The sequence below is a fragment of the Paenibacillus sp. S25 genome, from assembly GCF_019454085.1.
Classification (GTDB): domain Bacteria; phylum Bacillota; class Bacilli; order Paenibacillales; family Paenibacillaceae; genus Paenibacillus; species Paenibacillus polymyxa_B.
In genome coordinates, this window is sequence record NZ_CP073683.1 from 2,867,148 (window position 1) to 2,883,783 (window position 16,636).

1 protein-coding gene (running past one end of the window) is annotated in these 16,636 nt (G+C 51.7%); it reads left to right on the top strand.

The genetic code is table 11. The features are described from left to right. Window positions 1–16,636, top strand: partial view of a non-ribosomal peptide synthase/polyketide synthase gene (locus tag KAI37_RS12455; protein WP_220031389.1) — the 5' end (the start) only. It continues 25,442 nt past the right edge of the window; only the first 16,636 of its 42,078 coding nucleotides appear in the window; the start codon lies at window positions 1–3; its stop codon lies off the right edge, out of view.

Below are 16,636 nucleotides of genomic sequence, written 5' to 3' on the forward strand. Positions count from 1 at the left end.
ATGACTCAGCACAATGTTCAATTGTTTGCATTAAGCCAACCACAGCAACGTATTTGGTACACGGAGCTTGTGTATCCCAATCGCAACACGTCCACGATTATTACCACTGTTAAAATCAAGGGAACGGTTCGAATAGATGCATTGCAGCAGGCAATGAACCGGGTGATTGCACAAAATGATTCTTTTCGTATCAAAATCACGGCTCGGGAAGGCATCCCCTATCAATATGTGGAGCCGTTTGCTGCTCAAAGCATAGAAACGCTTCGGGTTACCCCGGAGGAAGCTGAGCTATGGGTCAGCCATCATAACGCACAGCCGTTCCCCTTGTTGGATTCGCAGCTGTATCGGTTTGTTATTTTGCAGTTGGGGGCAGAAGACACCTGGTTTAGTTTCAAAATGCACCATATTATTTCGGACGGCGTAACCATGGAGCAGGCCATTAATGAAATTACGGGGCATTATATGAATATTGTGCATGGTACAGGTTCAGATGCGCCGGCTCCAGCGAATTCATATCTCGATTTTATTCAGGTGGAGCAAAGCTATGAGCAATCGGACCGCTATCAAAAGGACAAGACGTACTGGACAGAGAAATTTGCCGATTTGCCAGAGGTTACAGGTTTAAAATCATACAATCCGCTCACGGTGAGTACGGCTGCACGCCGTGAGAACTATACACTGGAGCACGAATTATATCGTGGTGTCACGGCTTTTTGCGAGGCGAATAACATCAGTATTTTTACATTTTTCCTGGCTGCTCTGTATATTTATTTGCATAAAATGACAGGGGAACAGGATTTAACCGTGGGTACATTGTATGCTAACCGTACGTTGAAAAAGGAAAAAAATACAATGGGCATGTTCGTCAGCACCGTGGCAACACGTCTGCAGGTTGAGCCGGAATCCGAGCTGCTCACCTTCCTGCAGGGTGTTGGCAAGGAGCAGGCGTCCATTTTGCGGCATCAGCGTTATCCGTACAACAAAATCATTCAGGATTTGCGTGAACAGCAAAGCGGCACGGATATTCGCCGCCTATTTGGCGTTACCATTCAGTACCGTACGCTGAGCTTCTCCCGTTTTGATGAAGCCGTTCAGCAGGTGCATACCGATTTCTGCGGAGATACGGTGAGTGACTTCGATATTGCCATGATAGACATGCTGGATGACGATAAACTTGTATTGCAACTGGATTATCGGACCGAGTTGTTCAGCGAGCAGGAGATCGCCCGAATTATTCGCCAATTCCTGAGTGTGGTAGAGCATATGGTGAAAGGGCCACAGAAGCGGATTCAGGAATTGTCACTGATGAGTGATGAGGAGCAGGCACAAATTATGGATGTATTTAATGCGACAGCAGTGCCCTATCCACACGATGTGGGGATTCATGAGCTATTCGAGGAACAGGCAGAACGTACACCGGATCAGACAGCGATTTTGTTTGGAAATCAGAGTCTGACTTATCGGGAGCTGAATGAACGGGCAAATTCATTGGCCCGAATGCTTCAAGCCCAGGGAGTAGGACCTGACAAACTGGTGGGTCTGCTGGTGCAGCGCTCCGTGGAAATGATCGTAGGTCTGCTGGCCGTTCTAAAAGCAGGCGGTGCTTATGTGCCGATTGATCCCGAATTTCCGTCTTCTCGTATTGAATACATGCTGGAAGACAGCAAGGCTGCAGTGCTTCTAACCAGTCGCGAGCTGGCTGAGGAGCATCATTGCTCCGCCAATACCATGTTTCTTGAGGATGCCGCATTGTATCAGGCAGAGAGCGATAACCTGGAGACGATTGCCCGCCCAGAGCATTTGGCTTACGTCATCTATACCTCGGGTTCGACTGGGAATCCAAAAGGAGTTATGCTCCAACATCGCTCGGTACTCAACTTTATTACCGGGATGCGCGAAATCATCGACTTTGAAGCGAGTAAAACGATTTTGTCACTCACGACCATTTCATTTGATATTTTCGTCTTGGAAACCATCCTGCCCCTGTTGAGCGGAATGACTGTTGTGCTTGGCGACCGCCAGCATCAGGTGGACCCGCAGGCGCTTGGTGAGTTGATTACTCATCATCATATTGAGATGTTGCAAATGACCCCATCCCGGCTGCAAATGTTGTTGGATCATGAAGCAGGTTCCCGCGCGCTACGAGACGTAAAGGAAATCATGGTCGGGGGTGAAGCATTTCCGTCCAAGCTGCTCGCAGCACTGCAAGAAATAAACGGTCTCCGCATTTATAACATGTACGGACCTACAGAAACGACGGTGTGGTCGGCCGTACAGGAACTGACTCATGCTCAAGACATTAATATCGGACGTCCTATCGCGAATACTCAAATCTATATCATGAATGCGAGTGGAGAATTGCAGCCAGTCGGTGTGCCAGGCGAGCTATGTATTGCAGGGGAAGGCTTGGCTCGTGGGTATTGGAAACGCGAAGAACTGACGGCCGAGAAATTTGTGAATAATCCGTTTGCCGGAGGCAGAGTCGGGTATGAACGGATGTACCGTACAGGCGATTTGGCGAGATGGACGCTGGACGGCAACATTGAATATTTGGGACGGATGGACAACCAGGTGAAAATCCGGGGCTACCGGATCGAAGTGGGCGAGATCGAATCGCAGCTGTTGCAGGTGGAGTCGGTACGAGAAGTGGTCGTCGTGGCCCATACGGACGAAACGGGCCAAAAACAACTAGTTGCGTACTATGTGGCGAGTCAAGAACTGGGAGCCAGCGAACTGAGAAGTGAGCTGGGACGGGAGCTACCAAGCTATATGGTGCCGTCGTATTTCATTCAGTTGGAGCAGATGCCGCTGACACCGAACGGTAAAATCGATCGCAAGTCCTTGCCAGCACCGGAAGGCAGCCTGCAAAGCGGAGCAGATTATGTAGAGCCGCGCACTGCACCGGAACGGGCACTCGTAGCGGTCTGGCAGTCCGTCCTGGGTGTGCCAACCGTTGGAATGTTGGATAATTTCTTTGACCTGGGCGGCGATTCGATCAAGGCGATTCAAATCGTATCTCGTGCGTTCCAGGCAGGCTATAAGCTGGACATGAAGGATCTGCTTCGGTATCCAACCGTCGCAGCACTGGCACCGCATATGCACGAGGCAAGTCGTATGGCAGATCAGGGAGAAGTGAGCGGGGAAACGGCGTTGCTTCCGATCCAGCACGGGTTCTTTGCGCAGGAGCAAGTGGATGCGCATCACTTTAATCAGGCCGTTATGCTGCACCGGGAGCAGGGCTTTGACGAAGCTGCTTTGCGTCAGGCGCTTATCAAGCTGACGGAGCACCACGATGCACTGCGGATGGTGTTCAGGAAGACCGAGCAAGGCTATGAAGCGTGGAACCGCGGAATACAGGAAGGCGAGTTGTACCATCTGGACGTACTGGACTTTAGAGCTTTGACAGATAAAGCCATGCTGAGCGCGACGATTGAGGCGAAAGCAACTGAAATTCAAACCAACATGAACCTGTCCCAAGGACCGCTGGTAAAGCTGGGTCTGTTCCGTTGCCCGGATGGAGATCATTTGCTTGTGGCGATCCACCATTTGGTGGTCGATGGTGTGTCTTGGCGTATTTTGCTGGAAGATTTAGCAACCGGCTATGAGCAGTCTTTACGGGGCGAGTCTGTCCGTTTGCCGAATAAGACGGACTCCTTCCGTCTGTGGGCAGATCAGCTGTCGACATATGCGAACAGTTCGGCTTTGGAGAAGGAACGTGCGTACTGGCAACAGCTGGAGCAAGCAGCAGCTACACAAGCAGCTTTGCCCAAGGATTACACTTGCAAATCCGAGGTCAAGCCTCAGCTACGAGATGACCGCACACTGACCGTGGTATGGACGGTCGAAGAAACAGAGAAATTTTTGAAGCAGGCACACCGGGCCTACAATACGGAAGCGAACGACCTGTTGCTGACAGCTCTGGGCACTGCAATTCAGGAGTGGGCAGGCATCCGTCAGGTGCTTGTAAATCTGGAGGGTCACGGACGGGAAGCTATTTTGCCGGATGTGGATATTACGCGTACGGTCGGTTGGTTTACCAGCCAATTCCCGGTTGTACTCGATATGGGCGAGGATCGGAATGTGGGACGACGTGTCAAGAGTGTCAAGGAAGGGCTGCGTCGTTTGCCGCATAAAGGAATTGGATACGGGATTTTGAGATATCTTTCTGCGCCTAGGGAAGGGGAAGCTGCTTTTGTCGCCGAGCCGGAAATCAGCTTTAACTATCTCGGACAATTCGATCAGGATTTGAAACATAATGCATTTGGCATGTCTCCTTATTCCATGGGAGCTTCCGTTAGTGACACGTTAACCAAGCGGTATGCCCTGGATATCAACGGCATGATCATGAACGGTGCACTGGAGCTGACGATCAGCTACAGCAGGAAAACATTTATGAAAAAATCAATCCAAAGACTCGCTAGCCTGCTTCAGGAAAGCTTGCGTCAGGTATTAGCCCATTGCGTGCAAAAAGAGCTGCCGGAACTGACGCCAAGCGATCTGTCCTTCCAGGGACTGTCGGCTGGAGAATTGGAGCACATTGTAGAGCAAACCGCTGCTGCGGGAGAGCTGGAAAACATTTATTCGTTAACACCCATGCAAAAAGGTATCCTGTTCCACGGCTTAATGGAGCCGAAATCCGGGGCGTACTTTGAGCAGGCGACATTTGATCTGCAAGGCAGCTTTCAAGTGGAGGCTTTTGCTGAAAGCTTAAATCAACTGGTGGATCGCCATCAAATATTCAGAACGAATTTTTATAGCGGCTGGAATGAGCAGCCTTTACAGGTAGTGTACCGCCATAAAGCGGCTGGATTCTGTTTTGAAGATGTACGTTCACTGGGACAAGGAGAGCAGGACGCATACATTGCTGATTTTGCTGAGCGTGACAAAGCCGAAGGCTTTAATTTCAGCTCAGGCGAGCTGATGCGGGTGTCTATTTTGCGTACAGGTGAGGAGTCGTACCGTTTTGTGTGGAGCTTCCACCATATTTTGATGGACGGCTGGTGCTTGTTCCTAATTGTAGGAGAGGCATTTAATACGTACTTTGCCATCCTCGAAGACCACAAGCCGGAGCTTGCCCCGGTAACGCCATACAGTGAATATATTGAATGGCTGGATCGGCAGGACAACATGGAGGCTGAGCGGTTCTGGAGTGACTATTTTGCAGGTTTTGAGCAGCAAACAGTGCTGCCGCAGACAAAACAGCTGGACGGTCACGCGAAGGGATATGAAGGGGATAAGCTTTCGTTTACCCTGAGCCGTGAAGTGACCAAGCAGATGAACAAGCTGGTCAAGCAGCAGCAGGTAACGGTCAATACACTGCTGCAAGCGGCGTGGGGCGTTGTGCTGCAACGGTATAACAACAGTCGGGATGTTGTATTTGGCAGTGTCGTATCTGGTAGATCAGCGGATATTCCAGGCATAGATACAATGGTTGGTTTGTTCATTAATACCGTTCCTGTACGGATTCATAGTCCAAAAGATGTAACGTTTGCTGAGCTGATGAAGCAGACCCAGGAGCAGGCGCTGGCTTCCCGTGCCTATGAAACCTATCCGTTGTATGAAATTCAGGCCCTGACTGAGCAAAAGCAGGATCTGGTAAATCATATTATGGTGTTTGAAAACTATCCAGTGGAACAGCGTATGGAGCACATGGGCAGCCGTGACACGAACGGTTTTACGATTGCCAATGCTTCAATGTCAGAGCAAACGAACTATGATTTCAATATTACAGTGGTGCCAGGCGATGAAATGGATATTCATTTGGAATTCAACGCGCTGGTGTTTGAACGTGCAGCTGTCGAGCAATTCCGTGAGCACTGGCTGCGTGTCATAGAAGAAGCAATTCACAAACCGCATGCGCTAGTAGATGAGCTGGAGCTAGTGACTGCTGAGGAAAAAGTGAAGATCATCGACGGCTTTGGTTCCGTTGGTGCATCTGCGTTGAGTGATGAAAAGCAATCAGAAGGGTTGTTCCACGCCTATGTGGAAGAACAAGCGCAGCTTGTGCCGGATCACGTGGCAGTTGTATACGAGGAGCGGCAGCTTACGTACCGCGAGCTGAACGAGCGTGGCAACCAACTTGCTCGTAGATTGCGGAATGAAGGCATTGGGCGCGAATCCATTGTTGGTATTTTGAGCGAGCGTTCGGTCGACATGCTGGTCGGCGTATTGGCGGTATGGAAAGCCGGAGGTGCATATGTACCTTTAGATGCGGATTATCCGTCTGACCGTATCCGCTTTATGCTGGAGGACAGCGGCGCTACGGTGCTACTGACTCAAACAGGTTTGCAGGAGCGTGCCCAAGCATGGCTGGAGGAAAGCCAACAGGCCTTGGCCGGAGGGCAGTCTGAGGGCGAGTTGGAGACAGCAGCTGGCGCTGAGACGATGGAAAGAGACAGCCTTAATGAGGGATTAAGCTTGAAATCAGATTCGGAGTTTGATAGCGAAGTAGCATCCGAATCCGCAGCGAACTTGCGTCTGCACACCGTACTGGCACTGGACGATGAGTCGTTGTACACCGGGGATGCCACGGATGTGGAACATATCAATGAGCCGCAGGATCTGGCGTATGTGATCTACACGTCCGGTACAACGGGACGTCCAAAAGGGGTCATGATTGAGCATCACAGTCTGGTAAACACAGCCGCCGCCTACCGCCGGGATTACCGTCTGAACCAGTTCCCGGTACGGTTGCTGCAACTGGCGAGCTTCTCCTTCGACGTGTTCGTCGGCGATATTGCTCGGACGCTTTATAACGGCGGAACGATGGTTATCTGTCCGAAGGACGACCGGATTGATCCAAGCCGTCTGTATGGCTGGATTCGTGATTATCAGATTACGGTGTTCGAATCAACACCAGCTCTGATCATACCGTTTATGCAGCATGTGCATGAACACGGGCTGGACATGAGCAGTCTGGAATTACTCATCACCAGCTCGGACAGCTGTAGCGTGACGGATTACCGGGTGCTGCAAGAACGATTTGGCGCGGATATCCGTATTATGAACAGTTACGGCGTCACGGAAGCGGCGATCGACTCCAGCTTCTACGACGAAGAACTGTCGAAGCTGCCAAGCAGCGGCAGTGTACCGATTGGTCAGGCGTGGCTGAACGCGCGCTTCTACATCGTGGACAGCCAGCTGAATCCGGTGCCGATCGGTGTGCTGGGCGAGCTGTGCATTGGCGGAGCCGGGGTAGCACGGGGATACCTGAATCGTGCGGACCTGACGGCCGAGAAGTTCGTAGCGAACCCGTATGTAGCCGGTGAACGATTGTACCGCACAGGTGACCTCGCGCGGTGGATGCCAGACGGCAATGTGGACTTTATCGGCCGGATGGACTATCAAGTGAAAATCCGTGGATATCGAATCGAGCTGGGCGAGATTGAAACGGCAATCCAGCGGGTGCCGGGTGTGCGTCAAGCGGTAGTCATCGACCGGACGGATGAGCGTGGACACAAGTACTTGTGCGGGTACATCACAGGAGAAACCGAGCTGCGGATCGAGGAGGTACAGGCCGAGCTGGAAGCAGGGCTGCCAGCGCACATGGTACCTGCACGCTTGATGCGACTGGAGACGATCCCGCTGACTAGCAATGGAAAAATCGACCGCAAGGCCTTGCCGGAACCGGAAGGAAGCATCCATACCGGGGCAGCCTATGTGGCACCGCGTACCACGGTGGAACAGGTTTTAGCTTCAGTGTGGGCCGGGGTGCTGGGTGCCGAAACGGTAGGCACGCAGGATAACTTCTTTGAACTGGGCGGCGATTCGATCAAAGCATTGCAAGTATCATCCCGATTGCTGCAAGCAGGGTATCGACTGGACATGAAGGATTTGTTTAGCAATCCGACGGTAGCGTCACTCAGTCCTTTGCTTCGTACAGATGGCAAGATTGCCAGCCAGGAAGAGGCAGTAGGTAAGGTAGATCTGACACCCATTCAACGGTGGTTCTTCGAGCAGCAGCCGGTTGATCTGCACCACAGCAACCAGGCGATGATGCTGTATCGAGCTGGGCGCTTTGATGTCGACGCGCTGCGCCGTACGATGGAACGTATTGTCCAGCATCATGACGCATTGCGCACTGTATTCCGTGAGACGGAGCAAGGCTATGCCGCTTGGAACCGCAGTGTGGTGGAAGGCGAGCTATATACGCTGGACATCGTAGATTTTAGCAGAGTTGAAGACGAATCCACCGCTGTAGAAGCCAAGGCGAGTGAAATTCAAGCAAGCATTCATTTGAGCGAGGGTCCACTTGTGAAGCTCGGTCTGTTCCATTGTGCTGAGGGCGACCATTTGCTAATCGTCATTCATCATTTGGTCGTGGACGGTGTATCGTGGCGTATTTTACTGGAGGATTTGGCATCGGGTTATGAGCAGGCCGTTGCAGGTAAAACGGGTAAAGCTATTCGGCTGCCGCATAAAACAGATTCGTTCCAGGCATGGGCTAAACAGCTGTCAGCCTACGCGAATCGTGCGACGATAGGCCGGGAGCTCGCATACTGGCAGCATATCGAACAAGCAGAAGCCAGTCTTGCGAAGCCTTTGCCGAAGGATTTTGCGAATGACAATGCACTGCTCGGAGACAGCGAGGTTGTGACGGTCCGCTGGACGAAGCAGGAAACCGAGCAGCTGCTCAAACAAGCTCATCGCGCATACAACACGGAAATGAATGATCTGTTGCTAGCTGCGCTCGGAAAAGCCGTCTATGATTGGTCTGGTTCCGAACGAGTGCTGGTCAACCTGGAAGGCCATGGACGGGAAGCCATTGTACCGGATGTAGATATTACGCGGACAGTCGGCTGGTTTACGAGCCAGTTCCCGGTTGTTCTGGATGGAAGTCTGGGACAGGGAGGAAATACCGCTCGTCTGATCAAACGGGTCAAGGAAGGGCTGCGTCATATTCCGCAGAAAGGCATCGGCTATGGTATTTTACGATACCTGTCGGATACGAATGTTCTGGAGAAAGCAGACGTGCAGTTAAAGGCTCAGCCTGAGATCAGTTTTAACTATCTGGGTCAATTCGATCAGGATTATAAAGGCAACGATCTGGAGCCTTCCTCCTATTCCATCGGTGTGCCTGTTAGCACGAACGCGTCTATGGATTTTGCATTGGATATCAATGGATTGATTGAGGATGGCGAGCTGATGTTCACCCTTCGTTATAGCACCACACAATTCCGGCATGAAACGATTGCACAGCTTGGAGAACTACTGGCATCCGGCTTGCGTGAGGTGATTAGCCATTGCGTTGCGCAGGAAAGAACGGTGTTGACCCCAAGTGATGTTCTGCTAAATAACATCACGCTGGACGAGTTGGAGCAATTGGTGGAAGATACGCGAGATCTGGGTGAACTGGAAAATGTGTATGCCTTGACACCGATGCAAAAGGGCATGCTTTTCTACAGCCTGATGGATGAGGCTTCGGAGGCTTATTTTGAACAGGCCACCTTTGAGTTGCACGGACGGTTTGATGTGGTTACTTTCGGTAAAAGCTTTGATCTGCTCGTACAACGTCATGAGGCATTGCGGACGAATTTTATCAACTCTTGGAACAATGAGCCAATACAGGTCGTTTTCTGCAATCGCAGCGGAGAGTTGTATTATGAAGACCTGCGCGGACTGGAAAAAGAAGAACGTAAAGCTCGTGTTGAAGCTTTTACCCTTGCAGATAAAGCCAAAGGATTCCGTCTGGCGGAGGACGCGCTCATTCGTATCTCTATCCTGCAAACCGGGGATGAAACGTACCACTTTATCTGGAGCTTCCATCACATTTTGATGGATGGCTGGTGCTTGTCCTTTATGACACAGGAGGTATTTGGCAGCTATCTGGCACTTCGTGCGGGTGAGGAGCCAGTACTGGAGCCTGTCACGCCGTTCAGTCGTTTTATTGAATGGCTAGAGCGCCAGGATCGTGAAGCGGCTTTGCAGTACTGGAGCAGCTATCTGGCAGACTATGAGCAGCAAATTACGCTTCCGCAGCAAAAAATATATCCTAAATCCTTACAAGCCGGGGAGTATATCGCCGGAGAACTGGATTGCGAATTCCAGCCGAAGCTGGTGGCTCAGATCGAACGGGTGGCGAAGCAAAATCAGGTCACGATCAATACGCTGATTCAGACGGTATGGGGCGTTCTGTTGCAAAAATATAACAACAGTCCAGATGTTGTATTCGGCAGTGTTGTATCCGGTCGTCCAGGCGATATTCCGGGTGTAGAGTACATGATCGGGCTATTCATTAATACGATTCCAGTGCGCGTGCAGTCAGAAGAGGGCGAAGCCTTTAACGAGCTGATGAAACGAACACAGCAGCAAGCGCTGGCTTCCAATGCCTATGATGCCTTCCCGCTGTATGAAATTCAGGCTCTGTCCGAGCATAAACGGGATTTGATCAACCATATTATGGTATTTGAAAATTATCCGGTGGAGCAGCAAGTAGAGCAGTTGGGAAACGATGGACAGGAACCATTTACGATTTCAAATGTGGTGTCTATAGAGCAAACCAACTATGATCTGAACGTCGTCGTGATGCCAGGAGAAGGCATAAAGATTCGGTTTATGTATAACATGCTCAGCTTTGATCAAGCAGGCATTGAGCGTCTATATGGACATTTTACCCGTCTCTTGGAGCAAATTTCACTCAACCCAAATGTTCGGGTTGAAGAGCTGGAATTGGTCACAGTAGCGGAAAAGCAACAGATTACAGCAGCATTTAATGACACTGCTTGTGCATTTCCGTCCAAACAGACGATCCATCAGCTGTTCGAGGATCAGGTGGAGTGTACGCCAGATCAGGTGGCATTGGTGTTTGGAAATCAGAGTCTGACTTATCGGGAACTGAATGAACGTGCGAATTCATTGGCCCGAATGCTTCAAGCCCAGGGAGTAGGACCTGACAAACTGGTCGGTCTGATGGTGCAGCGCTCCGTGGAAATGATCGTAGGTCTGCTGGCCGTTCTAAAAGCAGGTGGTGCTTATGTGCCGATCGATCCCGAATTTCCGTCCTCTCGTATTGAATACATGCTGGAAGATAGCGAGGCCGCAGTGCTTCTGACCCGTCGTGAGCTGGCAGAAGAGCACCATTGCCATGCCAATACCCTGTTTCTTGAGGATGCCGCAATGTATCAGGGAGAAAGCAGCAACCTGGAGACGATTGCCCGCCCAGAGCATTTGGCTTACGTCATCTATACCTCAGGTTCGACGGGAAATCCGAAAGGAGTTATGCTTCAGCATCGCTCGGTCCTCAACTTTATAACCGGGATGCACCAAGCCATTGACTTTGAAGCGAGCCAAACGATGTTGTCACTCACGACCATTTCATTTGATATTTTCGTGTTGGAAACCATCCTGCCGCTGCTGGGTGGAATGACGGTTGTGCTGGGCGACCGCCAGCAGCAGGTGAACCCGCAGGCACTGGGTGAGTTGATTACTCAACAATCTATTGAGATGCTGCAAATGACCCCATCCCGGTTGCAAATGCTGCTGGGTCATGAAGTAGGTTCGCGTGCGCTGCAAAACGTAAGGGTCATTATGGTCGGGGGTGAAGCCCTTCCGTCCAAGCTGCTCACAGCACTGCAAGCCATAAAAGGTCCGCGCATTTATAACATGTACGGCCCTACAGAAACGACGGTGTGGTCGGCCGTACAGGAACTGACTTATGCTGAGGACATTAATATCGGACGTCCTATTGCGAATACGCAAATCTATATCCTAAATGCGAGTGGAGAATTGCAGCCCGTTGGTGTACCGGGTGAGTTATGTATTGCAGGGGAAGGCTTGGCTCGTGGGTATTGGAAACGCGAAGAACTGACGGCCGAGAAATTTGTAAATAATCCGTTTGCTGATGGCAAGGCAGGCCATGAGCGGATGTACCATACAGGCGACTTGGCGAGATGGACGCCGGACGGCAACATTGAATATTTGGGGCGGATGGACCATCAGGTGAAAATTCGGGGCTACCGGATCGAACTGGGCGAGATCGAATCGCAGTTGTTGCAGGTGGAGTCGGTACAAGAAGCGGTCATCATGGCCCGTGGGGACGAAACGGGCCAAACACAGCTCGTGGCGTACTACGTCGCGAGTCAAGAGCTTGGAGCCGGTGAACTGAGACATGAGCTGGGGCGGGAGCTGCCAAGCTATATGATGCCGTCGTATTTCATTCAGTTGGAGCAGATGCCGCTGACACCAAACGGTAAAACCGACCGCAAGTCCCTGCCGGCACCGGAAGGCAGCCTGCAAAGCGGAGCGGATTATGTAGAGCCGCGCACTGCACCGGAACGGGCACTCGTAGCGGTCTGGCAATCCGTCCTGGGCGTGCCAACCGTCGGAATGTTGGACAATTTCTTTGACCTGGGCGGCGATTCGATCAAGGCGATTCAAATCGTGTCCCGTGCGTTCCAGGCAGGCTACAAGCTGGACATGAAGGATTTGTTCCGCTATCCCATCGTCGCAACCCTGGCACCGCATATGCACGAGGTCAGTCGTATGGTAGATCAGGGAGAAGTGAGCGGAGAAACGGCGTTGCTTCCGATCCAGCACGGGTTCTTTGCACAGGAGCAAGTGGATGCGCATCACTTTAATCAGGCCGTTATGCTGCACCGGGAGCAGGGGGTTGACGAAGCTGCTTTGCGTCAGGCGCTTATCAAGCTGACGGAGCACCACGATGCACTGCGGATGGTGTTCAGCAAGACCGAGCAAGGCTATAAAGCATGGAATCGCGGAATACAGGAAGGCGAGCTGTATCACCTGGACGTGCTGGACTTTAGGAATTTGACGGATGAAGCCATGCTCAGCGCGGCAATTGAAGCGAAATCCACCGAAATTCAAAGCAGTATCCAACTGCATGAAGGGCCGCTGTTTAAAGCGGGTTTGTTCCACTGTGCCGATGGGGATCATCTCCTGATGGCAATTCACCATTTGGTGGTGGACGGGGTATCCTGGCGTATTTTGTTTGAGGATTTGGCTACTGCCTATGAACAGGCCGTTCATCAGGAAGTGCTTCAGCTACCGGACAAAACGGATTCCTTCCGTTCCTGGTCACAAAGACTCTCCGCATATGCGAATAGCACAGCCATGGACAGTGAACACGCCTATTGGGAGCAATGGAACGCAGCCGCTTGGGCTGACCAAGTACGTTTGCCTGAGGATCAAGCGCAGGCAGAGCCATTTACCCTAGCGGACACGGATACAGTGGTCGTCCAGCTTACGGAAGAAGAGACCGAACGGCTGTTGAAGCAAGCGCACCGTGCATATAACACGGAAGTGAACGATCTGCTTCTGACTGCTTTGGGCATGATGCTGTACACATGGACCGGCCATGAACGCAGCCTGATCAATCTGGAGGGACACGGACGTGAGGACATTTTGCCGGATACGGACATTTCTCGTACGGTAGGCTGGTTTACGAGTCAATATCCGGTATTGCTGGACATCGGTCGTGATCACGCCTTGTCAAAACAAATTAAACAGGTCAAAGAAAGCCTGCGTCATATTCCGAATAAAGGAATGGGCTACGGAATCTGGAGATATTTGAGTGAATCCGGCCAAACGGTTGGTCATCAAGCTTTTGCCGAGCCACAAGTGAGCTTCAATTACCTCGGTCAGTTTGATCAGGACTTGCAAAACAGCGATATGCGTAGGTCTCCTTACTCGATTGGATCGGTCGTTAGTGACCGGACGAAGATGAAATATGCTCTGGATGTGAGCGGAATCGTAACGAACGGTGTCCTGGAACTGGACATTCGGTATAACGGCAAAGCCTTCCGTAAGGACACAGTCCACATGCTGGCTAATCTGTTAAAATCCAACCTGCTTGAAATGATCGAGCATTGTGTCACACAGGAGCGGACCGAATTGACTCCAAGTGATGTATTGCTAAAAGGTCTGACCCTGGAGCAATTAGATACGATTAAGGAGCAGACCAAGACGGTTGGGGAACTGGAAAATGTGTATCCGTTAACGCCCATGCAAAAGGGAATGCTGTTCCATAGTCTGATGAATGCAGAAACAGGCGTGTATTTTGAACAGGCGACCTTTGATCTGGAGGGGCACTTTGAACCGTCCCTATTCGAGGAAAGTCTGAAGCTGCTGGTAAGCCGACATGCGATATTACGGACGAATTTCTACAGCGGCTGGTATGGTCAACCGTTGCAGATCGTCTATCGTCATAAAAATCCGAGCTTCCGTTATGAGGATGTCCGAGGGCGTGAGCACGCTGTAGCTGAATTTGTGGCCCAGGACAAAGCTCAAAACTTTGATTTAGGCAAGGATGCGCTCATGCGCGTAACCGTCTTCCGCACGGGTGATAGCTCCTACCGTTTTGTATGGAGCTTCCATCATATGGTGATGGACGGCTGGTGCCTGTCGCTGGTGACGGACGAAGTGTTTGGTGCCTATGTTGCCCTGCTGGAGCACAAGCAGCCAGAACTCGCACCTGTCAAGCCGTATAGTGACTATATCGAATGGTTGGAAGATCAGGATACACAGGAAGCAACCCGTTATTGGAGCGACTATTTGGCGGACTTTGAGCAGCAAACCTTGTTGCCTGGTGAGAACGCGCAAGCTTCTGTAGTTGCACGGGATGAAGAACCAGACGGAAGCGGTGCGGGGTCCCATTCCGGCTATGTTTCGGAAAAGCTGCCATTTATGTTGGGTAAAGAACGGACCGCGGCATTGAACCAAATGGCCAAGCAACAACATGTCACGATTAACACATTGCTGCAAAGCGTGTGGGGCGTTATTTTACAGCAATACAATAATCATCAGGATGTTGTGTTTGGTGGTGTAGTATCCGGTCGTCCGGCAGACATTCCAGGCGTGGAGAACATGATCGGATTGTTTATCAACACGATTCCGGTACGCATTTGTAGTGCACCGGATGCTACATTTGCTGAAGTATTGCAGCGCACACAGGAGCAGGCTTTGGCCTCTGGTGTCTATGACACGTTCCCGCTATACGATATCCAGGCACTGACTGAACAAAAACAAGACCTGATTCATCACATTATGGTCTTTGAAAACTACCCGATCGGGCAACAGATGAAGCAGGTGGGCGGTTCTGGTGAGACAAGAGCACAAAATGGCTTCTCTATTGCCAATGTGGCACTTGCCGAGCAAACCAACTACGATTTCAACCTGATTGTCGTGCCTGACGAGGATATCTCCATCCTGCTCGAATACAATGCTCTGGTGTATAGTCGGTCTGCCATGGAGCGTATCCAGGGCCATATCGACCATGTCATCGGACAAATCGTGGACAATCCGAATATCCGTGTGAATGAGCTGGAATTGGTAACCCCGCAAGAACAGGCACAGATCGTTCAGGTCTGGGGGGATACGGCGGCAGCCTATCCGCAGGATCAGACCTTAAGTGCGCTGTTCGAGCAGCAGGCGGCACGAACACCGGATCAGGTGGCAGTAATGTGCGGATCGGAGTCGTTGACCTACGCGGAGCTGAATGAGCGAGCCAACCGTCTCGCACGCACCTTGCGTGCGGAAGGCGCCCAACCGGATCAGCCCGTGGGCATACTGGTTCACCGTTCGCTGGACATGATCGTAGGCATCTACGCGATCCTCAAAGCAGGCGGAGCTTACGTGCCCATCGATCCAGAATATCCGGCGGATCGCATCCGCTTTATGCTGGAGGACTCGGGCGCGAAGCTGGTGCTGACGCAATTGCATCTGGCGGAGCAAGCATTGCTGAGTTTCGACGGCCAGGTGTTGGTGCTGGATCGTCATGAGCAGTCTGGCGAGGACATTTACCACGAAGACGGTTCGAATCTGGAGCCACTGGCTGGACCGCACCATGTAGCCTATGTCATCTATACCTCTGGCTCCACGGGGAAACCGAAGGGCGTGATGGTGGAGCACCATTCTGTGCTGAACCGGATTTTGTGGATGCATGATCGTTACGGCTTGAGTGCGGAAGATACGATCCTGCAAAAGACCGCCTTCACCTTTGACGTGTCGGTGTGGGAGCTGTTCTGGTGGTCGATGGTCGGCTCAAAGGTAAGCCTGCTGTCGGTAGGCGGGGAAAAGAACCCGGAAGACATCGTTGACACGATTGCCCGCGATGGCGTGAGTACGATGCACTTTGTACCCGCCATGCTGCATGCGTTCCTGGAGTATGTGGAGCAGCAACCACGGGAAGTGATGCAAGCGAAGCTGGGAACGTTGCGTCACGTTTTTGCTAGCGGCGAAGCCTTATCGCCACAGCATGTCGCACGGTTCCAACGGGTTGTGTCGAGCCTGGCTGGAGCGAAGCTGATCAACCTGTATGGCCCAACCGAAGCGACGGTGGACGTATCGTACTTCGATTGCGAGCCGTCAGAGGAATATACGGTCATTCCAATCGGAAAACCGATTCAAAACATTCGTCTGTACATCGTGAAGGAAGTCACGGAGCAATTGCAGCCGATTGGGGTTGCAGGGGAGCTGTGCATCGGCGGTGTCGGCGTAGCCCGAGGCTATCTGAACCGTCCAGAGTTGACGGCCGAGAAATTCGTAGCCGATCCGTTTGCTGGCGGGGAAGCCGGGTATGAGCGGATGTACCGCACAGGCGATTTGGCGAGATGGATGCCGGACGGCAACATTGAATATCTGGGCCGGATCGACCATCAGGTGAAAATCCGGGGTTACCGGA